This window comes from Curtobacterium sp. C2H10, from assembly GCF_025407985.1.
GTDB lineage: Bacteria > Actinomycetota > Actinomycetes > Actinomycetales > Microbacteriaceae > Curtobacterium.
On sequence record NZ_JABXGF010000001.1, the window covers coordinates 179,577 to 202,118 of the forward strand.

Sequence of the window (22,542 nt, forward strand, 5' to 3'; positions counted from 1 at the left end):
TCACGGTGACCGAGATGCGTTGCCGGATGACCTAGTCGCCGGACGAGCCGGCCGCCAGGGCCGCGGCGAGTTCCTGCCGGGCCGAGATCCCGAGCTTCTGGAACGCCGCGTACAGGTGGGCCCCCACCGTCCGCGGGGAGACGAACAGGTGCTCGCCGATCGCCCGGTTGCTCAGTCCCCGTGCCGCGAGCGTGCAGACCCGGAGTTCCTGGGGCGTGAGCAGCTCGACGCCGCCGTGCCCCGCCGCTGCCACCCGCTGCCCGGTCGCCCGGATGGCGTCACGGGTCCGGTCCGCCCACGCCGGCGCGGGCATCGACTCGAACAGCTCGAGGGCGGCGTGCAGGGCGGCACGGGCCGTGTCCCGCCGACCCGCCCGGCGCAGGCGGCCGCCGAGGCGGAGCAGTGCACGGGCCTGCACGTACGGCACCGGCCACCGTTCGTGCTGCACGGACGCCCACGCCGGTTCGAGGTCGGCGTCGGGGACGAGTGCGAGCCGCGCGTGGTCGAGCGCGGCGCGGACGATCGGCGCGTGCCAGCGGGCGTGGAGCCGCTCGAGGTCCGCCGCCCGCTGCTCGGCGTCGGCCCGGTTGCCCGACTCCAGCGCGGCGTCGACGAAGTCGTGCGAGGTGATGACGGCGAACGTCGGGTTGAACGCGTCGTGGTCGGGATCGGCCAGGGCCCGGACGGACTCGAGCGCCTCCGCCGCGCGACCGGACACCAGGGATGCCGCCCCCGCGGCGCCGAGCAGGGTCGCGCGCATCGCACTCGACCGGAGCACCTGTGCCCCGGCAGCCGTTCCGCCCGCGATCCGTTCGGGGTCCGGCTGCTTGCCGTCGAGGGCGTCGAACCACGCGAGCGCGCACCGGGTCGCGGCGGTGAAGCCGTCGTCACCGAGGTCCCGTCCGAGCGAGGAGGCCTCCTCGGCGAGGACCCGCGCCCGCGCGAGGTCCCCACCGAGGAACGTGGTCATCGAGGTCCCCATGAGCGCCTGCGGGAAGGTGCGCAGGTCACCACGCGCCCGCATGCTCCGGACGGCACGGTCGAGGAGGACGCGAGCCGTCTCGATCTCCCCGACGAGGTTGAGCGCGTACCCGAGGTACCAGGCGGAGCCCTCGTCCTCGGCGGTCGGTGCGGCGGCGAGCGCGCGTTCCAGCACACGGTCGCCACGCACCACCGGCTCGGTCCGGGCCGCGAGCAGGATCGACCGGGGGTCGTCGTCCGGCAGGGCGAGCGCCTCGACCACGACGAGCATCGGGTCGCCCGGGTCCGGTTCGGCGGTGTGGTCCCAGGCGATCGCGGCGAGGTGCAGCAGCGCCGCGGTGGCGTGGTCGACCCCGCCGCCCTGCTGCATCTCGGAGACGGCGTGCAGGGCCGGCCCGAGGTCGCCCACCGCGAGCCCGGTCCGACCGGTGGGCAGGGTCTCGGCGACGAAGGCCGCGCGTGCTGCGAGGAGCCGGTCGGGTGCCTCGTCGCACGCTCGCTGCACCAGGAGCGAGGCGTCCGCGAGCCGTCCGGACAGCCCGGCGTGCTCCGCCGCGAGGATCCGCCGGCCGACGCGTCGGGCGACGTCCGAGGTCAGCTCGGCCGAGCGCTCGTACGCCCGGCTCGCGACGAACGGATCGGACATCGCCGATCGCTCGTCGCCGATCGCGGCGATCTCGTCCGCGAGGTCGTCGTCGTGGCCGGTCGCCAGTTCGGCCCGCCACCAGACCGTGCGCGCGGGGTCGTGGTCGTGCTCCAGGACCAGGGAACGCAGGACCGCGGTGCGCTCCGTCGGCGACGCGGCGGTGAGGACCGCCGACTGCACGAGCGGGTGCCGGAACCGGATCGCGCGGGGCGCCACCCACTCGAGCAGCGACGACGCCGAGGCCTGCTCCGTCCACGTCGGCGGCGGGAACCTCCCGAGCGTCCGGGCGGCCACCCGCGCGGCTTCCTCGGCGCCGGTACCACCGGACAGGGCGACGGCGAGGATGGCCAGCCGGACGGGGTGGTCCAGCTCCGCGTACCGCGCGGCGAACTCCTGCTCCACCCGGCCCACCACGGGACGGTCACGGCTCCGGTCCCCCGGTGTCGTGCTGCTGAGTTCGTGCAGCGCGAGCGGGTTCCCCTCGGCGCGGAGCACCAGGTCACGTCGCGCCTGGCCCATCGGCGCCCCGGGGACGGCGTCGAGCAGGCGGCCGGCGTCCGACTCGTCGAGCGGCGTCAGGTGGAGGCGCCGGACCGCGGGGTCGTCCGCGGTCTCGGTGTTCCGGGTCGTGATCACCATGACGATCGGGTCCTGGTCGACCCGCCGGGCCATCATCCGGATCGCCCACTCGGACGCGGCGTCCATCCAGTGCAGGTCCTCGGCGACGACCAGGATCGGGCCCTCCGAGGCGGCGTCGGAGACCAGTGTCAGCGCCGCCAGCCCGGCGAGCAGCGGCGACGGCTGGATCCCGGTCGCGAGACCGAACGCGACCTCGAGCGCACGACGCTGCGGTGCGGGCAGGTCGGCGATCCCGCTGCGCAACGGGTACAGGAGCAGGTGGAGTGCGGCGTAGGGCTCGGCCGACTCGGCGAGGGTCCCCGCGGTCGAGAGCCGTCGGACGCCGAGGTCGGTCGCGTGGCGGACCAGATCGGCGACCAGCGTCGACTTGCCGATCCCGGCCTCACCGTCGATGACGAACGCGGAGCCGCCGTCGTGGACGTCGCGGAGGGCGTCCCGCAGGGCGGAGCCCTCCCGCTCGCGCCCGATGACGGGCTGCGCCATCGTCATGCCGCCAGTATGGCAGCGGTGGGGCCGCCGGCGAAGGGCCCGGCATCGGACGGGAGGCGCGGTGCGGGCCGGCACCGCGCCTCCCGTCCGACGCGGTGCCGGACCACGGCACGGCGCGAGCGGGTCAGCGCGTCGCGTCGCGCGTGATCGCCCGTGCGCACGCGTGCAACGCGGGCACGACGGTGCTCGGCTCGGCGTGCCCGGTCGGCATCACGATCGAGAGGGCCGCGACGACGCCCGAGGCGTCCCGGCTCGGCGCACCCGCCGCGACGAGGGCACGCGGGGACCGCTGCGAGCCGACGGCGGCACCCGTCCGACGGACGGCCGACAGGTACCGGCGGAGCTCGACCGCCGACGTCACCTCGTCGACCGAGGTCCGCACGTCGAACGTCGTGATCGCACGCTCCTGGACCTCGTCGGGCGCGAACGCGAGCAGGACGAGTCCGCCGCCGGTCGCCGCGAGGGGCATCCGGCCGCCGACCCGGTAGTCGACGCTCCGGGTCCCGCGCTTGGGCGAGACGCGCTCGACGAGGACCGCCTCGTCCCCCTCACGGACGCTGAGCATGGCGTGCTGTCCCGTCAGGTCGTGCAGGTCCTGGAGGTACGGCAGGGAGGCCTGGCGGAGCCCCACGCCCCGCGGGGCGAGGGACGACAGTTCGTACAGGCGCAGCCCGATCGTGAACCGGCCGTCGGCCCGGCGTTCGAGGGCGCCCTCGGCGACCAGGCTCCGCGCGATCCGCAGCGTCGAGTTGACGGGCAGGCCACAGCGACGCGCGAGTTCGCTCAGCGTCAGCGTCGGGTGGCGGTCGTCGAAGCACCCCAGGATCGCGAATGCCCGACCGACCGTCCCCGTGCGAGTGTCGCCCACCGCTGCACCCTACCGCCGACGCCGTCTTCCGCTGAGCGGAAACCCTCGCCGAACCGCTCTCGCGCCGTCCTACGCTCGGCCCCCGGACGAAGGAGCAGATCGTGGACGACGTCACCGACATCAGTCAGCTCGTGCTGCGCGAACGCCAGGGGCGGGACCGCGGGCGGTGGGACCGCATGCGTCACGCGTGGGAGCCGGACGGCCGCGTGCGCATCAGCTGGTTCGACGGCAACGCGCGGGACTTCGTCGCGGGGTCGATCGCGATGGCCGCCGGTGGGACGGCCGCCACACACCGGATGAGCCCGCCGGTCGTCGACCTCCTCGGTGACCGCGCGATCGTCGCCGCACCGGCGGTCATCGAGGTCCGCGCCGGACTGGGCGGCGCCGAGGTCGACCTGGCCTCTCGCGTCCGGCTGCTGTACCGCGCACGCCGGACCGGCACCGGCTGGCGGCTGGCCGCGATGACGTGCGTCTACGAATCCGACACGGTGACACCGACCGTTCCCGGCACCGTGCCGGACCTGTCCTCCGTCGCGGTCGACGACCGTCGGCCGTCGTACCGATGGCTCGCGACGATCCTCGGGGCGAGCGGTCACCGCATCGCCGACGACCTGCCCGGCACGGACCGGCCCGGATCCGTCGAGGCGGTGGAAGCCGCCGAACAGGACTGGCTCGACGGCCACGATCGCGGCGCCCGGGACGGAGACCGCGCATGAGCCGCTACGTCACCGCACCCACTGCCGACCACGACGTCGTCATCCGCGACGTCACCGTCGTCGACCCGCTCGACGGGACCGCCACGGCCGGGCAGGACGTGCGGTTCACCGGCGCGACCATCGCGTCGGTGGCCGCCACGTCGCAGACCGGGACGGCCGCGGGCCAGCAGGTCGTCGACGGACGCGGCCGGTTCCTGGTGCCGGGCTTCGCGGACATGCACGCCCACCCGCTCAACTCCCCGGACGACGTCGACGGCGCCTACGCACTGATGCTCGCGAACGGGGTGGTCGGGTTCCGCCAGATGTCGGGATCGCCCGCCCTGCTGGCAGCACGTGCCGCGGGTGCACTGCCCGCACCGCTCGGCGCTCCGGCACTCCTCGCCACGCCGGGAGACCTCCTCACCCCGGTGAACGCGTCGACCGCGGAGGCCGCCGTCGCGACCGTCCGTGACCAGCACGCCCAGGGTGCCGACTTCATCAAGGCGGCCCTCGTCGGGCGCGATGCGTTCCTCGCAGCACTCGCTGAGGCAGGTCGGCTCGGTGTCCCGCTCGCAGGACACCTCCCGAACGACGTGGACCCGCGCGAAGCGTCCCGAGGAGGCATGCGAGCGATCGAGCACCTCGGGCCCGGCGCGACCGTGTTCGCCGCGACGTCGTCCCGCGAGGCCGAGGTGCGATCCGCGGTCGGAGCGGCTCGCACGCCGAAGATCCCCACGGTCAGGCTGCCGGGCATGGAGCGCGTCATCGGTCGCGTGATCCGCGGCATCGTGGTGAACCCGGCCACGAGGACCTCGGACTCGTCCGCCCGCGCGCTCACCCTCGCCGACGACTCGTTCGACGAGGAGGCCGCCCAGGAGTTGGCAGCGCTCTTCGTCGAGCACGAGACCTGGCAGTGCCCGACCCTGGTCCGCCTGCACACGCAGCAGTTCCCGAACGCGCCGGAGCACCGACACGACGACCGTCGCCGCTACATCGCACCCGGGGAGCTCCGCTCGTGGGACCGGTCCGGCCGGAAGTTCGCCGGCCTCCCGACGGCGACCCGGGACGCCCTCGAGTCGCACTGGGCGGCCCAACTGCGCCTCGTCGGGCTCCTGGCCGCCGCGGGCGTCCCGATGCTCGCCGGGACGGATGCCGACGGTGCCGCTGGGGTGATCCCGGGCTTCGCGCTCCACGACGAGTTCGGGTACCTCGCCGACGCCGGTCTGGGACCCCTGCAGATCCTCCGGACGGCGACGTCCGACGCGGCGCGGTTCCTCGGGCTCGAGACCGAGACCGGACGCCTGGCACCCGGGTCACGGGCGGATGCGGTGCTGCTCGCCGCCGATCCGATGGCGAGTCACACGGCGCTGGGGCGCATCGACGGGGTGGTCCGGGCGGGGTCGTTCTGGGATCGATCGGCGCTGGACGGGATCCTCGAGCGGGTGGCGGGGGCGCCGGGGGCGCGCTGAGCCGACACCGCACGGCCGTGCGGCCGTGCGGCCGCCGAAGCGTGTCCCCGACAGAGGCACGCATCAGCGCGCGCGCTCCGTCAGGGTGATGGCATCGCCCGTCAGGAGTCTCAGTGCCGCGTCACGTTCTCGTTCACCCAGTCGCGCAGGTGCGCGAGCGGCGCGGCAGCACCGCGACCGAGCGGTGTGAGCGCGTACTCGACCCGCAGCGGGACCTCGGCGAACACGGTGCGGTCGACCAGGCCGGCCTCCTCCATGCGCTTCAGGGACGCCGAGAGGACCTTCGGGCTCACACCCTGCAGCTGGCGCCGGAGTTCCCCGAACCGCTGCGGGCCGTCCTCGAGCACACCGATCGCGAGCGCCGTCCACTTGTTGGCGAGCAGGTCGAGCATCTCGCGGCAGGGGCAAGCGGCTGCGTACACGTCGTTCCGGTCGCAGGCGTCGAGCACGTGCGCCGCTTCGAGAGGGTGGCTCGTCGAGGGGGTCACACCGGAACGGTAGCGCGCGCCGCGGCCTTCGACAAGGGGTCGATTCCCGATGGGTACTGCTGCCCATCAGGGATTCCATGGTTACCGCGGGGTAACCAGGGGCCCTTGCGGGTAACCACAGCACCGGGTGCAGAGTGCTGACATGACCACGACGAACGAGGTCCGAGCGATCGGACAGACGGCAGCTCTCCCGGTGACCAGCGCGCGCAGCCTGGTGCCGACGACCATCCCCGAACCGGTTCCCGGGCCCCACGACCTGCTCGTCGAGGTCCGCGCCGTCTCGGTCAACCCGGTCGACGTGAAGCTCCGGGGCGGTGCCGAACCCGACGGCGGCGTCCGTGTGCTCGGTTTCGACGCATCCGGCACGGTCCGCGCCGTCGGAGACGCCGTGACCCTGTTCGCTCCGGGCGACGACGTGTTCTACGCCGGGGCCATCGACCGTCCCGGGAGCAACGCCGAGCTGCAGGTCGTGGACGAGCGCATCGTCGGGCGGCGACCCCGCACCCTGTCGCACACCGAGGCCGCAGCGCTTCCCCTCACCGCGATCACCGCCTGGGAGAGCCTGTTCGAGAAGCTCCGCATCGGTGCTGACGCCACCGGGACCCTGCTCGTCGTCGGCGGCGCTGGTGGCGTCGGCTCGATGGCCATCCAGCTCGCCCGGACGCTGCTGCCCGGCGTGCGGGTCATCGCGACCGCGTCACGTCCGGCGAGCGAGTCCTGGGTCCGGGACCTCGGCGCACACGACGTCGTCGACCACCACGCGGACCTGGCCACACAGGTCCTCGAGGTCGCGCCGGACGGGATCGAGTGGATCCTGACCACGAACTCGGCAGGACAGCTCCCCGTGTACGAGCGCGTGCTGCGTCCCTTCGGGGAGATCGTCGCGATCGACGATCCCGAACAGGTCGACGTCGTAGCACTGAAGTCGAAGGCACTGAGCTGGCACTGGGAGTTCATGTTCGCCCGTTCGCTGCACCAGGCCACCGACATGCATCGTCAGCACGAGCTCCTGGACACCGTCGCGGACCTCGTCGACTCCGGCCGGGTCCGGCACACGGCGACCACCGTGCTCCGACCGATCTCGGCCGAGACCCTGCGGGAGGCACACGCCCTCGTCGAGAGCGGTCGCGTGATCGGCAAGGTCGTCGTGACCGACGAGCCGGGGCTCTGACCCCGAGTCCCCCACCACCGAGTACGGAACAACGAAAGGAACCAGCATGACCATCACTCTCGCGCAGGCACAGGAGATCATCGCCGCCGCGGACGCCAAGGCCACCGAACTCGGCGTCCCGTCGTCGATCACCGTCCTCGATCGCGGTGCTCGCATGGTCGCCTCGGTCCGCCAGGACGGCGCCCCGCTCGTGTCCGTCGACTCGAGCTTCGCGAAGGCCCGGACGTCGGTGTACTTCGGTGGCGCGGCGACCGGGGACCTCGCAGCTGCGATCCAGCCCGGCGCCCCGCTCTACACGCTCGGCTCAGCGAGCACCGAGCCCCTCGCCTTCCTCGCCGGTGGACTCCCCATCACGGACGCGACCGGGACCGTCATCGGTGCTGTCGGTTCCGGCGGCGGTACGCCCGACGAGGACGCCGTCATCGCGCAGGCCGGCCTCGACGCCATCCGATGAGCACGCAGGGGTTGGGCGGCACGACCGTCCTCGTCGTGGGCGCCGGATCAGGCATCGGCACCGCGATCGCGCAGGCGGCCGCGGGTGCCGGCGCGCGGGTCGTCGCTGCCAGCCGACGACTCGACACCGCGGAACAGGTCGCCGAGATCGTCGGACGCGGGACGGCGGCCGTCCGCCTCGATCTCGGCGACGAGGAGAGCATCATCGCCGCTGCCGACGTGCTCGGACCGGTGGACCACGTCGTGACGGTCGCGGCCGACCATGCCAACGGCCCCGTCACGACCCTGGCGGCAGCCGACATCGAGGAGGCGTTCCGGGCGAAGGTCCTCGGCCCGCTCCTGCTGACCAAGCACTTCGCGCCGCGCATGTCACCGCGGGGCTCGTTCGTGCTCTTCTCCGGGTACGTCTCGGCCCGGCCGCAGGGAGGGCTCGCCGTCATGGCGACGACGAACGGCGCGGTGGACGCACTCGTCCCGGCCCTCGCGGTGGACATCGCCCCGATCCGGGTCGTCGGGATCTCACCCGGCGTCGTGGACTCCGGGTCCTGGGACGGACTGGACGACAAGTCGGCGTTCTTCGACGAGGTCGCCCGGACGAACCCCGCCCGGCGCGTCGGAACACCGGCGGACATCGGGGACGCGGTCGTGTTCGCGCTCACCAACCCGTTCCTGACGGCGACCGCCGTGCACGTCGACGGTGGCCAGCGCGTCGCCTGAGCCGAGGAGGAAGTCATGAGCATCGTCGTCATCGCGGAGATCGAACCCGCGCCGTACAACGAACCGGCCGTCGAGGAGGCCCTGCTCGCCGCGGTCGCGCGGGTCCGGTCCGAGGATCTCGGCTGCGAACAGTACGACCTCCACCACGACGCCCGAACGGGTCGGTTCGTGATGGTCGAGCGTTGGGCCGACCAGTCCGCCCTCGAGAGCCACGCAGCGGGCGCCGCGTTCGCGGCCCTCGGCTCGGCTCTCGAGGGGCGCCTGGCGGTCCCCATCGCGCTCCGGACGCTCCAACCGCTGGACGTGTGAGACGACGAACGGCCCGCGCGGACCCGATCAGGGTCCCCGCGGGCCGTTCCGTCGTTCACCGGAGGGCGTCGTAGCGTTCGTGGACCGGGGCAGCGAGGGATGACCGTGCCGCGCGCGTGAGGTCGTCGGCGAGGACCTCGTGCGCCCCTGCCTCGACGCCGTCCAGGATCGCGGCGACGACGTCTGCCGGGTCGTTCTTCGGCATGTCCCCCGGTGTCATCGGCGTGTCCGTGAACGCCAGGTACGCGCCGAGCACCTGGACGTCGTCGGGGGCGAGGTCCAGGCGCATGGAGTCCGTCGCCGACCACAGCGCGGCCTTGGACGCGCTGTACCCGTTGCCGATCGCGAGCCAGCTGAGCGCGGACGCGACGTTCACGACCGCACCGTGTGCGCGACGCAGTGCCGGCGCGAACGCCCTGGTGACCTGCACCGGTCCGAAGAAGTTGGTCTCCATCTGCTCCCGGACAGCGGCGATGTCGCCGTCCACCAGGGATCCGCTGCGCAGCACTCCGGCGTTGTTGACGACGATCGTCGCGTCCGGAGCCGCGTCCGCGGCGGCCCGCACCGATGCCGGATCCGTCACGTCGAGCCGCATCGGGACCACGCGGTCGTCGACCTGAGCGCGTGGAGTCCGTGCTGCGGCGTACACCGTGGCCGCCCCGCGGTCGAGCAGTTGTCGGACGAACTCCTGTCCCAGGCCGCCGTTCGCACCGGTCACCACGACCACTGCTCCTGTGATCTCCGTCATGTCTGGCCTTCCTGTCGTCGTGCCGTCGATCGGGGGTGTGCGGGCATCAACCGACCGCGACGTCCGCGGCACGGAGCGCGGCACGGAGCGGCAGGTCGCCGGTGGTGATCTCGAGCTGCACCCGGCCCGGGTCCTGGCCGACGGCGACGTCGCACAACGCCGCCGCGACGTCCTCGCGAGCGATCCCGCGCCGCTCGACCCGGACTCCGGCCGAGAACCGTGCCGTGCCGGCGCCGTCGTGCAGCGCGTCGGGGCGGAGGATCACCCAGTCGAGGTCGAGCGTCCGGACGGCGGCGTCCGCGTCCGCCTTGGCCCGCAGGTAGACCTGGAACGGCTCGGTGGAGCCGCGTTCGTAGTCGTCGGCACCGGCGCCGGAGAGCACCACGAACCGCCGGACGCCGGCGACCACCGCGGCCTGGGCGAGGAGGATCGCTCCGTCCCGGTCCATCGCCAGCGAACGGCTGCTGGGACTGTTCTCCCCGGAGCCCGCTGCGAAGGCGACGGCGTCCGCACCGGTGAGCACCGCCGCGACGTCGCTGACCGAGGCGTGTTCGAGGTCCAGCACGATCGGGATCACGCCCGCACGTGCGAGCTCCCCGCGCTGGTCGGGGTTCCGGATGAGGCCGACGGGCACGTGCCCGCCGGCGCGCAGCTGTGCGGAGAGCAGCCGTGCGACCTTGCCGTGTGCGCCGGCGACGACGACTCGCATGGTGGGCCCGGTCACCCGACGACGACGTCGTCGATGCCGATGGAGACGATGAGCGGCTCCGGGAGCGCGTGGCCGTCTCCGTCGCGGACGAAGATGTTGCGCTCGGTGGCGAGCAGGAGGCCGTCGACCCAGGTCTGGCCGGTCATGTACTCGACGCTCGGCGAGGCACCGGCGATGTCGACCTCGTAGTCACGGCGACGCAGGACGCCGTCCGCATCGGCGTAGAGGGTCTGCGTGGGGGTGTGGGTCGCGATGCTGTCGGGGTAGGTGACGCGCAGGCGGTCCCACGTGGCTCCGTCCGGCTCGGTCCACGGGCCGACTTCCTCGACGCGGACGCCGGGGAACGTGAACGACCACGGCTCGGTGTTGTACGTCCACATGGCGTAGCCGGTGAAGTAGGCGAGCTGCAGCCGGTTCCACGGCGTCTCGAGCACGTGCCCGCGGAACGACGATCGCGGATCGGCGAGTTCCTCGACGACCTCGTCGCCGTGCGCGGTCGTGCGGACGACCGCGACGTGGTCGCCGGTGAACTCCGTACGGAGGTCGTCGGCGCCGAAGTGTTCGAGCGACGTGCGCTGGCGGCGGAGGTCGACGGTGAACCGACCTTCCTCGGCGATCCCCGGAACCTGCTTGAGGCCCCAGAAGGCGCCTCCGAAGTGTCGGTTCGCCGAGATGGTGGAGACGTCGGCCCAGCGGCTGCCGCCGTGGGCGTCGAGGATGCGGTCGAGCAGGGTCGTGGTGGTGGTCATGATCGCTCCGGGTCAGGCGGCGGTGGCCGCGGTGAGGAAGTCCTCGACGATGGCAGCGGCCTCGTCGGGGTACTGGAAGATCGACGCGTGGGCGGCGTCGGGGAACACGTGCAGGCGCGCGTCCGGGATGAGTCCGGCCAGCGTGTGGCTCCCGGGCGTCCGGATCATCAGGTCGTCGTCCCCCTGGAGCACCAGCGTCGGCTGCCGGATCCCGGTCAAGCGCTCGAGCTTCGAGATGTCCGGGACGCCCCAGGCGAGCACGGCGTCGTACTGCGCGTCGCGCACAGCGGGGGTGGTCGGCGCATCGCGGTCCTCGGTCCGAGCGCCCAACCGCCGGAGGAAGTCGACGCCACGAGCCCGGCTCGTGTCCGTGTGCGCGAAGAAGATGTACAGGAGGCTCTCCGCCGTGGGGACGTCGTGCCGTGATTCGCGCTCGATGTCCTCCCGCCATCCGTGCATCGACGGTGCACCGGCGGGGCCCGTCCCGGCGAGGACGAGCCTGCGGACCGCCCACGGTCGGAGGAGGGCCAGGTCCTGGGCGACGAACCCGCCGAGCGAGAACCCGAAGACGTCGAACCGACGGATGCCGAGGGCGTCGGTGAAGGCCAGCAGGTCGGTGGCCATCTGCCCCACGGTGGTCGGGACCGTCCCGGTCGACGCGCCGACGCCGGCGTTGTCCACGAGGACGACCTCGCGCCGAGCCGCGATCGGGTCGATGAGCGCCGGGTCCCAGTTGTCGAGGTTGCCGCGGAAGTGCATGAGGAAGACGAGTGGGACGCCGTCGGTGCTGCTCCCGAACCGGCGGTAGGCGTAGGTCGTGCCGTTCGCCGCGGTCACGGTGCTGGTCGGGACGGTGGTGGCGGTGTGACCGGCCGTGGTCTCCGTGGTGCTCATCGATGACTCCCTGGGTTCGACCGACCCGGGTGGTCGGTGGCGAGGTCGACGCTAGGAGCGGTGCGGACAGCGCCGCGTGCTCCCGTCAGGGACATGGTCCGGACACGGTCAGACACCGGCCGGCCGTCAGTCCACGTCGCCGGCGAGCGTCGCGCGGACCGCGGCTTCCTCGATGTCGAGGACGGTCAGCACCGCACGGACGGCGGTCTCCGCGTAGCGCCCCTCCCGGCGCGCGCGCAGGACCGCTCGACGTTCTTCGGCGATCGTGCGCATCCGCAGCTCCGCGTAGGAGGCCGCACGGTCGGCTCGGACCCCGTCGTCCCCGACGAACGTCTCGCCCAGCAGGGCGGCGTCGATCCGCACGCGTTCGACGGCCCGGTCGTCGTAGGCACCGTCGTCGAGGCCGTCGACGAGCTGCAGGCTCTCGGCGCGGGCCTCGGCGAGGAGCAGCTGGGTCTCCATCCGTTCCTGGTCGAGGTTCGGTGGTGGCAGCGCGACCCGGCGGATCACCCACGGCAGCGAGAGCCCGAGCAGGAGCGTCGCGACGACGACCACGAACGCGAGGAACTGCAGGAACGCCCGGTGCGGCGTCTGCTCGGGCAGCAGGAACACCGCGGCGAGGGTGACGACCCCCCGGACGCCCGCGACGGTGACCGGCAGGTCCAGGCGCCACTGCCAGCTCCGGCGTCGGAGCCGCGCCGGCCCCCATCGGTAGACCGCCGTCACGGCGAGGCTCCAGCCGAGCCGCGCGGCCACCAGCGTCACGAGGACCACGCTGATCACGAGCAGCGCGCGACCCAGCCCGATCCCGGACGACAAGGCCCCGCGCAGGATCGCCGGCAGGCTGAGTCCGATGAGCAGGAACACCGCGTTCTCGAGCAGGAACTGCACGGTGCGCCAGTTGAGCGACTCGGCCAGGCGGGCTTCGGCCGACTGCAGGACCGGCGCCCGGTACCCGAGGAAGAGTCCGGTGACGACGACGGCGAGTGGACCCGATGCACCGATGCCGTGCGCGAGCAGGAACGCGACGTAGGGCGTGACGAGGGACAGGCTCGTGTCGAGCACCGCGACGGAGAGCCGCCTCCGGACGGCGCCCATGACGAACGCGACCGACAACCCGATGCCGATGCCGCCGACCACCGCGAGGACGAACTCGCCCGCGGCGCGGACCGGGTCGAACACCGCGACGATGGCCACCACTGCGGTGTTCAACGCGACGAGCGCCGTCGCGTCGTTGAGCAGGCTCTCCCCGTCCAGGACCGAGGCGAGCAGCCTCGGCAGCGGTGCGCGCCGGGTGACGGCTGAGACGGCCACCGCGTCGGTCGGCGCCACGACGGCACCGAAGGCGAACGCCGCCGCCAGCGTCAGGGTCGGGACCACGGCCCACGTCACGACGCCGACGACCAGCGTGGTGAACGCGACGAGCCCGACGGACAGCAGCAACAGCGATTCCCGCCGGGCACGGACGTCCGACAGCGAGGTCTGCAGCGCCGCCGCGAACAGCAGGGGCGGGAGCAGGACCGACAGGACGAAGTCCGGTTCGACGTCCACGCGCGGCACACCCGACACGTAGGACACGGCGACCCCGATGACGACGAGGGCCAGCGGGGCCGACCACCCCACGCGCCGTGCGGCTGCACTGACGGCGACCGTCACGACGAGGAACGCGACGACCCAGGTGAGGGTCTCGTCGATGCTCACGGCGCCGGCTCCAGGGTGACCGTGGCGCGGCCACGCGGCCCGGCACGGCGGGTGCCTAGCCTTCCTCCATGCGCAGCCGCCGTCGCGACCCCTCCGCCCCGGACACGCCGCCCGCGACCGGGCTGGTGTCGATCCCCCTCGCCCGGATCCTCGCGGATCCCGTCGTCCGGATCGGGGAACCGCACGGCGAGAGCGTCGTCGAGCAGGTCCGCTGACGACGGGCACGCCGTCACAGCTCCGCCAAGACTTCGGGGACCGGAGCGCCGAGTGCGATGAGCAGCTCCGCGAACTCGCGGTCCAGACCGTGGGCCACGGCGGTGATGCGCCCGTCACCGAAGGAGCCGAACGACGCGCTCGGCACGTCGGCGGTGAGCAGGACCGGGTCCCCGGGCCGCTGCGAGATGGTCACGCGGAACGGCGCGAGCCCCATCACGCGCGGGTCGAACCGGTACATCCGTTCCGCGACGACGTGGTTCCCCACCAGGTACGAGACACACGACGACCGGTGCCCGGCGATGGCCATCAACGCGGTCGGTTCGTTCCGCCAGTACCGGATGAAGCCACGGGGTGCGTGCTGCTCGGTCCAGGTCTCGACCGTGTCCCAGTCGCGGTGCCGCGCCAGTGCTTCGGTCAGGCTCGTCTGGTCGAGCGGCGGCACGGCCAGCTCGAACGCCGCGACGACCTCGTCGAAGGGCTGCGCCATGGGGATGGAGAATCGGTCGGCGGTGTACTCGGTGATCTCGGTGTGCATGTCGGGACGGTAGATCGGCCGCCCCCGGACGTGCGTGTCCCCGCCCGGGCCAGTCAGCGCGGGCGGGGACACCGGTGGTTCAGAGCGCGGCGACCGCGGCTTCCGCGATCGCGAGGTCCTGGTCCGGGGACCCGCCGCTCGACCCCACGGCACCGATGACGGAACCGGCTGCGTCGGTCACCGGGACACCGCCCGCGACGAACGTGAGCGGCTCGTGGCTGGCCGCCCCGAGCGAGTAGAGCGGTGCACCGGGCTGGACGGCGCCGGCCAGGTCGCCGGACGCGGCACCGAACGACACCGCGGTGCGGGCCTTCGCGGCACTGGCGTCGACGGACACCAGCGGTGCGCCGTCCTGCCGGGCGACCGCGACGACGCGTGCGCCCCGGTCCAGGACGGTGACGGTCGAGGGGACGCCGAGTTCGGCGGCCTTCGCCTCGGCGGCGGCGATGGCGGCGTGCGCCTGGGTGAGGGTGAGATCGGTCATGGGCTGGTTCCCTTCGTCGTGGACGCAGCCGACGCTAGGGACCGCGCACCGTCGCAGCGTGTCCCCGCCCGGGTCACCCGTGCGGTCGCACCGGAGGCCGTGGGTGGTCCCGACGGGGACACGCCCTGCCGTGCGCACCGCTCCTAGCGTGACGATCGCCGACGACCTTCGTCCGGCACCAGACCACGACGCAAGGAGCCTGCAATGCCCACGTTCACCACTCCCGACGGCATCGAGATGTACTACACCGAGCAGGGCGAGGGACAGCCCATCGTCTTCGCGCACGGCTGGCCGCTCAGCTCCGACGCCTGGCAGCCGGAACTGAAGTTCTTCAGCGACAACGGCTACCGCACCATCGCCCACGACCGCCGCGGCCACGGCCGTTCCGAGAAGACCGCCGTCGGCCACACCATCGACCAGTACGCGAAGGACCTCGCCGCGCTCATCGAGCACCTCGACCTGCACGACGTGATCGTCTTCGGACACTCCACCGGCGGCGGCGAGGTCGTCCGCTACGCCGCGCAGTACGCGAACGGCCGCGTCGCGAAGGTCGTCACGGCCGGCGCGATCCCGCCGATCATGGTGAAGTCCGACAGCAACCCCGAGGGCTCCCCGATCGACGTGTTCGACGGCATCCGTGCCGGCGTCCTCGAGGACGCGTCGCAGTTCTGGCTCGACCTCTCCGAGAGCTTCTTCGGCGCCAACCACGGCCGCGACGTCTCGTACGGCGCGAAGCTCGACTTCTGGCGCCAGGGCCAGAACGTGAACCTGTCCGCCGCGTACGACTGCGTCAAGGCCTTCTCCGAGACCGAGCAGAGCGAGGACCTGAGGGCGCTCACCGTGCCGATCCTCATCAACCACGGCGAGGACGACCAGATCGTCCCCATCGACGACGCCGCACGCAAGGCCATCGAGCTCGTCGCCGACGGCACCCTCAAGACCTACCCCGGCGCCCCCCACGGCATCCACGGCGACTACCGCGCGGTCCTGCAGCAGGACGTCCTCGCCTGGATCAAGGGCTGACGCGACCCACCACCGGACTGGAGGCGCGGCGCCAGCCCGCACCGCGCCTCCAGTCCGTCACCGCTCGCGCCCCGGAATACGCAACCGCTCTGGATGGTTACAGCGGCACCGCCACAGGAGGCATGATGAACACCACGGCCACGCACCACCCCCGGCTCCCCCTGAACACCTTCGGCATCGCGTTCGGCACCGCCGGACTCGCCGGTACCTGGACGGCCGCCGGCAGCCTGCTCGGTGCGCCCACGGCGATCGGCGAGGTCCTGTGGGCCGCCGCCGCGATCGCCTGGGCCGTCACGATCGTCCGGTACCTCCACCGCCCCGGCGGGCTCCGTGCCATCGGCGCCGACCTCCGACACCCCGTGCTCGGGCCGTTCGCCGCGCTCGTCCCCGCCGTCGGCTCGCTGCTCGCCGCCCACCTCGCGACCTGGGCGCCCGTCGCCGGTGCCGTCGGCGTCTGGACGATGCTGGCGCTCACGACCGCCTTCGGCGCCTGGTTCGTCACCGATCTCCTCACGTCTCCCCGTGAAGCCGCCTCACTGCACGGCGGCTACCTGCTGCCGACCGTGGCAGGCTCGCTGCTCAGTGCGCAGTCACTCGCCGTGATCGGACACCACGACCTGGCGATGGGGTACTTCGCGACCGGGGTGCTGTTCTGGCTGCTCGTGGGCGCGGTGCTCATCGCACGGTTCGCCACCGGCCCCGCCGTGCCGCCGCCGCTCCTGCCGACGCTCGCCATCCTGTCCGCGCCGCCGGCGGTCGCCGGCAACGCCTGGTGGACCATGACGGGAGGCGCGGGTTCCGTCGTCGACACCGCCCTCGCGGGCACGATGGTCGCCTTCCTGCTCCCACACGCCTTCCTCGTGCGCCGGTACGTCCGGAGCGGGTTCGCGATCGGGTTCTGGGCGATGACGTTCACGACGGCGGCGAGCGCCACGTACGCGGTTCGACTGCTCTCCACCGCCGGCCTGGGCACCCTGGGGACCGTCCTCGCCTGGGTCGTCGTCGCGGTCGCGACCGGCATCGTCGGCAGCATCGCGGTCCGCTCGCTGGGGCTGCTCCGCAGGTCCGAGTCGAGTGGCTCCCGCCGCACCTCGGCCCCGTACCGACGCCTCGCCCTGATCGGCGTCGTCGTCGCGTCCGTCGCGGTGGCGTTCGGAGCGGGTGCCGGCAGTCCGCTGTTCGTCGTGTACCAGTCGGCGTGGGGCTTCCCCGACTGGCAGCTGACGACGGCGTTCACGGTGTACGCGGTCACCCTGCTCGGGACACTCCTCGTGGCCGGACGGCTGTCCGACCACATCGGGCGTCGGCCCGTCCTCATCGGGGCGCTCGTGCTCATGCTCATCGCGAGCGTCCTGTTCCTGCTCGCCGACTCGATCGGGTGGGTGATCGCCGCGCGGGCCGTGCAGGGGATCGCGACGGGAGCCGCCACCAGTACGTTCGCGGCGGCCATCATCGAGCTGTCGAGCGAACGACACCGTCGCACGATGACCGTGCTGACGAGTGCCGCTCCCGTCGGCGGGCTCGCGCTCGGGGCGTTCGGAGGCGGGATCGCGGCACAGTTCGCCCCGGACCCCACCGCCGCCGTCTTCCTGACCCTCGGGGTCGTCCTGCTCGTCGGCATCGCCGCGGTCCTCGCGGCCGACGAGACCGCTGACCGGCACGCCGGCGCACTCATGTCCCTGCGGCCGGTGCTCGCGGTGCCCGGTGCAGCGCGAGCGTGGTTCGCCGTGCTCGCCCCGCTGACGGTCGCCGGCTGGATGTTCTCCGGGCTGTTCCTCGGACTCGGCCCACGTCTCGACGACGGCGTGTTCGGCATCGACGGCGGGACCGCCAGCGCGGCCGTCGTCGCGCTGCAACCGGCGGCCGCCGCGGTGTCCGGCATGCTCTTCTCACGCGCCACCGCCCGGATCGCGACCGCGGTCGGCGCCGCGCTGCTGCTGCTCGGCGCGATCGGCGCCGGGTCGGCGATCCTCTCCGCGGACCTCCCGCTGCTCGTCGTGGCCGCCGTCGTCGGCGGGTCGGGCCAGGGCGCCGCGTTCGGCTCCTCCCTGCGGATCCTCGGACCACTCGCCGACAACGCGACCCGCGGCGGCCTCTTCGCCGCCGTCTACCTCGTCGCGTACGCCGCCTACGGGGTTCCGGTGCTCGTCGCCGGGTTCTTCACCGGCGCCGTCGGACTCGCCGGCGTCGGCGCCGCGTACGCCGCGGTCGTGGCGATCGCGGCCGTCGCCGCCGGGATCGGTCTGACCGCGCGGTCCCGGAGGGAGCGCGCGGCAGTCCACACCGCGTGACCCCCTTCCCGGTCACTCCACGTCAACGAACAGGACCACCATGACCACCACCACCGATCTCCACGGCGTCTCAGCCGCCGCCGCCGGTACATTCCTGATCGGCGGGGACCTGCCCGTCGCCCGACTCGGGTTCGGCTCGATGCAGCTCGCCGGCCGGAATGCCTTCGGCCCGTCCCGCGACCCGGAGGGCGCCCGCGCCGTGCTCCGGCGCGCCGTCGAGCTGGGCGTGACGCTCGTCGACACCGCGGACGCCTACGGCCCCGAGGTCGCGGAACGACTCATCGGCGAGGCGCTGGCCCCGTACCGATCGGACGTCGTCATCGCGACGAAGGGCGGGTTCGTCCGGGGACCACGGGGCGAATGGGTCGTCGACGGTCGCCCGGAGCACCTGCGCGCCGCCGTCGAGGGCAGCCTCCGCCGCCTGCGACTCGAGCGGATCGACCTGTACCAGTTGCACCGCATCGACCAGCGGGTGCCGCTCGACGAGCAGCTCGGGACCCTCGCGGCACTCCGCGCCGAGGGACTCATCCGGCACGTCGGCCTGAGCGAGGTGAGCGTTCCGGAGCTCCTCGCCGCGCAGCGGATCCTGCCGATCGCCACGGTGCAGAACCTGTACAACCTGGTCGAGCGTTCCTCCGAGGACCTGGTCCGGGTCACCGCGGAACTCGGCATCGGCTTCATCCCGTGGTTCCCGTTGGCGACCGGCGGCCTCACGCGCGGCGCCGGAGCACTCGGGGCGATGGCGGCACGGGCCGGCGCCTCACCGTCGCAGGTGGCCCTCGCGTGGTTGCTGCAGCACGCTCCGAACGTGCTGCCGATCCCCGGGACGTCCAGCGTGGACCACCTCGAGGAGAACGTCGCGGCGGCGTCGGTCGTCCTGTCCCCGAGGGACGTCGCGGTGCTCGACGGCGCAGCCTGACGCCCGGTACGTCAGACGGCCCGGCCCCTCGGGGCCGGGCCGTTCGCCGTGCGCCCGGGTCACGGGGACGGGACGAAGAAGTCCCGGTACGACGGATCGTCGGGGAGCGACCGCTCCGCCACCAGCACGGCGATCTCGCGCGGGGACCGGAGCCCGCGTCGACGCCACTGGTCCGGGTCCGCCCTGAGCACGTGCAGGACCGCCCGCAGCGGGTTCACCGCCGGACCCCCGGCCGTTCGGTCGCGGGCGTCGGCACGGGCAGGAGCAGGGTCTGCACGGCAGGGGTGGCGGCTCCCGCTCCAACGTGCAGCACGGCGGGCAGGGGCGGGAACGAGATCGTCATCGCAGGTCTCCTCGGTCGGGGTCACGTCGTCGCGACACCGAGGACGCTACGGCCGGTGGGGTGCTCCGCACGTGTCCCCCCGAGGACCATCCCCTCGCAGGGACAGGCGGCGCGAGCGTGTCCCCGACGGAGCCACGCGGACCGGCCACGTGCGGACGTACCGTGCCTGCACGAGGCGATCCGCGCCTCCGGTCGGTCACCCGCCGACGCGACCCGCACGGAGGACCGCCATGACCGACACTGCCACACACCGAACCGGACGGGACGTCCCGACCACGACCCGTGCGTTCCTCGCCCAGGGCGGACGCTCGGTCCGCGACGAGGACGCGTTCGTCGTCCGCGACGTCCCCCTCCACCCGGTCCGCCCGCACGACCTGCTCGTCCGGGTCGAGGCGGTGTCGGTGAACCCGGTGGACACGAAGACCCGGCAGGGCCTGCGGTCCGGGACGAAGCAACTGGGCTGGGACGCCTCCGGCGTCGTCGAGGCGGTCGGCTCGGAGGTCACCCGGTTCTCCGTCGGTGACGCCGTGTGGTACGCCGGCACCCTCGACCGCCCGGGGACGAACGCCGAGCTGCACCTCGTGGACGAACGCCTCGTCGGTCGCCGCCCCGCGACGCTGGACCACGCCGAGGCCGCGGCGCTCCCGCTCACGGGGATCACCGCCTGGGAGACACTGTTCGACCGGTTCCGCCTGACGGAGTCGAGTACCGGCACCCTGCTCGTCGTCGGAGCACCCGGCGGTGTCGGGTCGGTGCTCGTCCAGCTCGCGAAGGCGCGCACCGGCCTCACGGTGCTCGGGACCGCCGGCCGCTCCGAGAGCCGCGACTGGGTGTCGTCGATGGGAGCCGACCACGTCGTGGACCACCACGACCTCGTCGGCGGCGTGCGGTCGGTCGCGCCGGACGGGGTCGACTACGTCTTCACCGCGCACTCGGCGGGCAACGTCACCACCTTCGCCGATCTGGTCCGCCCGTTCGGCCAGATCACCGCGATCGACGACCCGCGCGGGCTCGACCTCTACCCGCTCAAGCGGAAGTCGATCGCCTGGCACTGGGAACTCATGTTCACCCGATCGGCGTTCGGGACGCCGGACATGGGCGAGCAGGGCCTGCTCCTCGATGCGCTGGCGGACCTCGTGGACGCGGGTCGCGTGCGGACCACCGCGACGTCGGTCGTCCGGGGGCTCGACCCGGCCGGCCTCCGCGAAGCGCACCGTCAGGTGGCGGGCGGGACCGCGATCGGAAAGGTCGTCGTCGCGCGCTGAGGCGTGCGCGGTGGGCCGGGTCCGGTCAGCCGGGCGGGACCGTTCGGCCGGGCGGGACCGTTCGGCCGGGCGGGACCGGTCAGCCGGGCCGGGTGGGGTGGCCGCGGCGGGGGCTGTCAGTCGGCGAGGCTGTCAGTCGGCGAGGCTGTCGGCGAGGCTCGACAGGCGGCGGGCGGACTGCTCGTCCGCGCCACGCCACAACAGCAGCGTGTCGCCGTCCGGGCCGGGCACCGCGAACCGGTGGTAGGCGAGGGCCAGGTGACCGACCACGGGGTTGTCGAAGCCGACGACCCCGTCCGGATCCGCAGTGTCCGGCCCAGCCCAGAGTCGAGCGAAGGCGTCGCTCCGGGCCGCGAGCTCCCCGACCAGTTCGACGTACCCGCGGTCCTCCTCGTGCTCGTCGAGGGAGCGCCGCAGCTCCGCGACGACGCGGGCGCCGAGCGGCACCGCCTCCGCCGTCTCCGACGACGCGCGGAACGCCTCGTCGCCCTCAGGCCGCAGGAACGTCGCCCGCGCGAGGTTCGCACCGGACCGGAACGTCGGGTGCACGGCCCCGGCCAACGCGTTCGCCACCCGGACGGTCAGGTGTCGGTCGTAGACGACCGCGGGGACCGTCCGCCACGGCAGCACGAGCCTGCCGAGCAGTGCTCGTGGGTGGTCGACCCCGTCGTCCGTGCTCACGGACGGAGCGTACGGCCCGGGTGTCGACGGCATCGTGTCCCCGGCGGGGACACCATCGGCGCGATCCGGTCGAGCCGCCGACATGTGGTCATTCGACCGATGCCCGGAGGGGACGACCAGCGGCAACGTGGAGCACGGTTGCCGGACGTCCCGGGAACGCTCGCCACGACCCGGGAGACACGATGCCCGCTCAGACCTCCTTCCTCGGCGAGTACCTCCGCGCACGCCGGGCCCTCGTCCGACCGGCCGACGTGGGCATCGACTCCTCACGGGCTCGGCGGGTGCCGGGACTCCGCCGCAGCGAGGTGGCGGGACTGGCCGGGATCAGCCAGGAGTACTACCTCCGGCTCGAGCAGGGCCGGGACCGGAGGCCCTCGCACCAGGTGCTCGGCGCGATCGTGCGGGCCCTGCGCCTCGACGACGTCGCGCTCGAGCACATGCACCGGCTCGCCCGACTCGACGAGGGCGGCCCGACCGGGAGCACCACCGACGACGGGGCGGGACCGCCCGCACCGGTCGAGCCCGCACTGCTCGAGCTCGTCGACGGGCTGTCCGGCGTGCCCGCGATGCTCATGAGCGCGGAGCAGGACGTCCTGGCGTCGAACACGTTGGCCCGGGCGATCAGGCCGCGGCTGCTGCCAGGGTCGAACTTCCTGTTCCACCTGTTCACCGACCGCGCGCGCGCCGAGGTCATCGACTGGGAGGACGACGCCCGACGGGCGGTCGCCAACCTGCGGTTCCACGGTGATCCGAGGAACGCCCGTCACCGCGAGGTCGTCGGGACCCTGGCGATCCGGGACGCGACCTTCCGGGAACTGTGGGCCCGGCACGACGTCGAGCAGCAGGTCACGTGGGTCGCTCGGATCCGACTCGGCACCGCCGAACCGGTCGAGCTCACGTGCCACTCGCTGGCCGTCCCGGGCGGCAGCGGGCGGTCGGTGATGACCCTGACCGCCGAACCGGGGACGGCGGCGGCCCTGGCGTTGCAGCGGTTCACCGCGATGCGCCGCGGTCTCGGCGCTCGCTCGGCCGACAGCGAGGTCGGACGCGTGGCGTGAC

Annotated in this window: 25 protein-coding genes; 12 read left to right on the plus strand and 13 right to left on the minus strand. The window is 73.2% G+C overall.

Features of this window, described 5'->3' with window-relative positions:
- Nucleotides 1-31: 31 nt before the first annotated feature.
- Both HWD93_RS00845 and HWD93_RS19400 read right to left on the minus strand, forming a co-directional pair.
- Nucleotides 32-2,755 carry a LuxR family transcriptional regulator gene (locus HWD93_RS00845; RefSeq protein WP_261645746.1) on the minus strand — a complete coding sequence of 908 codons (2,724 nt, stop codon included), beginning with the start codon at nt 2,753-2,755 and terminating at the stop codon, nt 32-34.
- A gap of 124 nt (nt 2,756-2,879) precedes the next feature.
- Nucleotides 2,880-3,623, minus strand: a complete 744-nt coding sequence (locus HWD93_RS19400; RefSeq protein ID WP_261645747.1) for an IclR family transcriptional regulator — start codon at nt 3,621-3,623, stop codon at nt 2,880-2,882.
- Between the two features lie 101 nt (nt 3,624-3,724).
- Here HWD93_RS19400 and HWD93_RS00855 point away from each other — a divergent pair, with 101 nt between their 5' ends.
- Nucleotides 3,725-4,339: a nuclear transport factor 2 family protein gene (locus HWD93_RS00855; protein WP_261645748.1), complete on the plus strand. Its 615-nt coding sequence runs from the start codon at nt 3,725-3,727 to the stop codon at nt 4,337-4,339.
- A complete protein-coding gene (locus HWD93_RS00860; protein WP_261645749.1) occupies nt 4,336-5,787 on the plus strand; it encodes an amidohydrolase family protein in 1,452 nt (483 codons plus the stop codon). Before HWD93_RS00855 ends, HWD93_RS00860 begins: the two co-directional genes overlap by 4 nt.
- Before the next feature lie 110 nt (nt 5,788-5,897).
- Here HWD93_RS00860 and HWD93_RS00865 read toward each other — a convergent pair whose 3' ends face one another.
- Nucleotides 5,898-6,275, minus strand: coding sequence for a helix-turn-helix domain-containing protein (locus HWD93_RS00865; protein WP_254791863.1), 378 nt, complete (start codon nt 6,273-6,275; stop codon nt 5,898-5,900).
- Nucleotides 6,276-6,417: 142 nt separating this feature from the next.
- Here HWD93_RS00865 and HWD93_RS00870 point away from each other — a divergent pair, with 142 nt between their 5' ends.
- From HWD93_RS00870 to HWD93_RS00885, 4 genes are read left to right on the plus strand one after another with little or no spacing between them, the layout of a single operon-like run.
- A complete protein-coding gene (locus tag HWD93_RS00870) occupies nt 6,418-7,446 on the plus strand; it encodes a zinc-binding alcohol dehydrogenase family protein (protein ID WP_261645750.1) in 1,029 nt (342 codons plus the stop codon).
- A 46-nt stretch (nt 7,447-7,492) separates the two neighbouring features.
- On the plus strand, nt 7,493-7,900 hold the full coding sequence (locus tag HWD93_RS00875) for a heme-binding protein (RefSeq protein WP_071303560.1): 408 nt from the start codon (nt 7,493-7,495) through the stop codon (nt 7,898-7,900).
- Complete coding sequence (locus HWD93_RS00880; protein WP_261645751.1) at nt 7,897-8,616, plus strand: SDR family oxidoreductase; 720 nt, start codon at nt 7,897-7,899, stop codon at nt 8,614-8,616. The genes HWD93_RS00875 and HWD93_RS00880 overlap by 4 nt, the downstream gene beginning before the upstream one ends.
- A 15-nt stretch (nt 8,617-8,631) precedes the next feature.
- The gene (locus tag HWD93_RS00885; RefSeq protein WP_071295139.1) at nt 8,632-8,925 is read left to right on the plus strand and encodes a putative quinol monooxygenase; all 294 of its coding nucleotides are present in this window, start codon (nt 8,632-8,634) and stop codon (nt 8,923-8,925) included.
- A gap of 55 nt (nt 8,926-8,980) precedes the next feature.
- Here HWD93_RS00885 and HWD93_RS00890 read toward each other — a convergent pair whose 3' ends face one another.
- The 5 genes from HWD93_RS00890 to HWD93_RS00910 form a co-directional block, all read right to left on the minus strand.
- On the minus strand, nt 8,981-9,673 hold the full coding sequence (locus tag HWD93_RS00890; protein ID WP_261645752.1) for an SDR family oxidoreductase: 693 nt from the start codon (nt 9,671-9,673) through the stop codon (nt 8,981-8,983).
- A 46-nt stretch (nt 9,674-9,719) separates the two neighbouring features.
- Nucleotides 9,720-10,382: an NAD(P)H-binding protein gene (locus tag HWD93_RS00895; RefSeq protein ID WP_261645753.1), complete on the minus strand. Its 663-nt coding sequence runs from the start codon at nt 10,380-10,382 to the stop codon at nt 9,720-9,722.
- Nucleotides 10,383-10,393: 11 nt separating this feature from the next.
- Nucleotides 10,394-11,131, minus strand: a complete 738-nt coding sequence (locus HWD93_RS00900; RefSeq protein WP_071295137.1) for a hypothetical protein — start codon at nt 11,129-11,131, stop codon at nt 10,394-10,396.
- Between the two features lie 12 nt (nt 11,132-11,143).
- Nucleotides 11,144-12,025 carry an alpha/beta fold hydrolase gene (locus HWD93_RS00905; RefSeq protein ID WP_071303557.1) on the minus strand — a complete coding sequence of 294 codons (882 nt, stop codon included), beginning with the start codon at nt 12,023-12,025 and terminating at the stop codon, nt 11,144-11,146.
- Between the two features lie 126 nt (nt 12,026-12,151).
- Nucleotides 12,152-13,726 carry a sodium:proton antiporter gene (locus HWD93_RS00910; RefSeq protein ID WP_261645754.1) on the minus strand — a complete coding sequence of 525 codons (1,575 nt, stop codon included), beginning with the start codon at nt 13,724-13,726 and terminating at the stop codon, nt 12,152-12,154.
- Between the two features lie 68 nt (nt 13,727-13,794).
- Here HWD93_RS00910 and HWD93_RS00915 point away from each other — a divergent pair, with 68 nt between their 5' ends.
- On the plus strand, nt 13,795-13,941 hold the full coding sequence (locus HWD93_RS00915; RefSeq protein WP_175473760.1) for a hypothetical protein: 147 nt from the start codon (nt 13,795-13,797) through the stop codon (nt 13,939-13,941).
- A 14-nt stretch (nt 13,942-13,955) separates the two neighbouring features.
- On the opposite strand, the gene HWD93_RS00920 is transcribed toward HWD93_RS00915, so the two are convergent.
- Both HWD93_RS00920 and HWD93_RS00925 read right to left on the minus strand, forming a co-directional pair.
- On the minus strand, nt 13,956-14,477 hold the full coding sequence (locus tag HWD93_RS00920; protein ID WP_261645755.1) for a hypothetical protein: 522 nt from the start codon (nt 14,475-14,477) through the stop codon (nt 13,956-13,958).
- Between the two features lie 79 nt (nt 14,478-14,556).
- On the minus strand, nt 14,557-14,961 hold the full coding sequence (locus HWD93_RS00925; protein ID WP_261645756.1) for a heme-binding protein: 405 nt from the start codon (nt 14,959-14,961) through the stop codon (nt 14,557-14,559).
- A 204-nt stretch (nt 14,962-15,165) separates the two neighbouring features.
- Here HWD93_RS00925 and HWD93_RS00930 point away from each other — a divergent pair, with 204 nt between their 5' ends.
- The 3 genes from HWD93_RS00930 (at nt 15,166) to HWD93_RS00940 (ending at nt 19,194) form a co-directional block, all read left to right on the plus strand.
- Entirely contained in the window at nt 15,166-15,984 is an 819-nt protein-coding gene (locus tag HWD93_RS00930; RefSeq protein ID WP_071295132.1) for an alpha/beta fold hydrolase, read from the plus strand.
- Nucleotides 15,985-16,109: 125 nt separating this feature from the next.
- The gene (locus HWD93_RS00935) at nt 16,110-18,275 is read left to right on the plus strand and encodes an MFS transporter (protein WP_261645757.1); all 2,166 of its coding nucleotides are present in this window, start codon (nt 16,110-16,112) and stop codon (nt 18,273-18,275) included.
- A 40-nt stretch (nt 18,276-18,315) separates the two neighbouring features.
- A complete protein-coding gene (locus HWD93_RS00940) occupies nt 18,316-19,194 on the plus strand; it encodes an aldo/keto reductase (RefSeq protein ID WP_261645758.1) in 879 nt (292 codons plus the stop codon).
- Between the two features lie 59 nt (nt 19,195-19,253).
- Here HWD93_RS00940 and HWD93_RS00945 read toward each other — a convergent pair whose 3' ends face one another.
- Entirely contained in the window at nt 19,254-19,412 is a 159-nt protein-coding gene (locus HWD93_RS00945) for a hypothetical protein (protein WP_175473759.1), read from the minus strand.
- Nucleotides 19,409-19,537, minus strand: coding sequence for a hypothetical protein (locus tag HWD93_RS00950; RefSeq protein ID WP_261645759.1), 129 nt, complete (start codon nt 19,535-19,537; stop codon nt 19,409-19,411). The genes HWD93_RS00945 and HWD93_RS00950 overlap by 4 nt, the downstream gene beginning before the upstream one ends.
- A 230-nt stretch (nt 19,538-19,767) precedes the next feature.
- Between HWD93_RS00950 and HWD93_RS00955 the strand changes: the two genes are divergently transcribed.
- Nucleotides 19,768-20,802, plus strand: coding sequence for a zinc-binding alcohol dehydrogenase family protein (locus tag HWD93_RS00955; RefSeq protein ID WP_261645760.1), 1,035 nt, complete (start codon nt 19,768-19,770; stop codon nt 20,800-20,802).
- Between the two features lie 132 nt (nt 20,803-20,934).
- Here HWD93_RS00955 and HWD93_RS00960 read toward each other — a convergent pair whose 3' ends face one another.
- Nucleotides 20,935-21,483 carry a hypothetical protein gene (locus HWD93_RS00960; protein WP_261645761.1) on the minus strand — a complete coding sequence of 183 codons (549 nt, stop codon included), beginning with the start codon at nt 21,481-21,483 and terminating at the stop codon, nt 20,935-20,937.
- 182 nt (nt 21,484-21,665) lie between these two features.
- Here HWD93_RS00960 and HWD93_RS00965 point away from each other — a divergent pair, with 182 nt between their 5' ends.
- A complete protein-coding gene (locus tag HWD93_RS00965; protein WP_261645762.1) occupies nt 21,666-22,541 on the plus strand; it encodes a helix-turn-helix domain-containing protein in 876 nt (291 codons plus the stop codon).
- Nucleotide 22,542 lies beyond the last annotated feature (1 nt).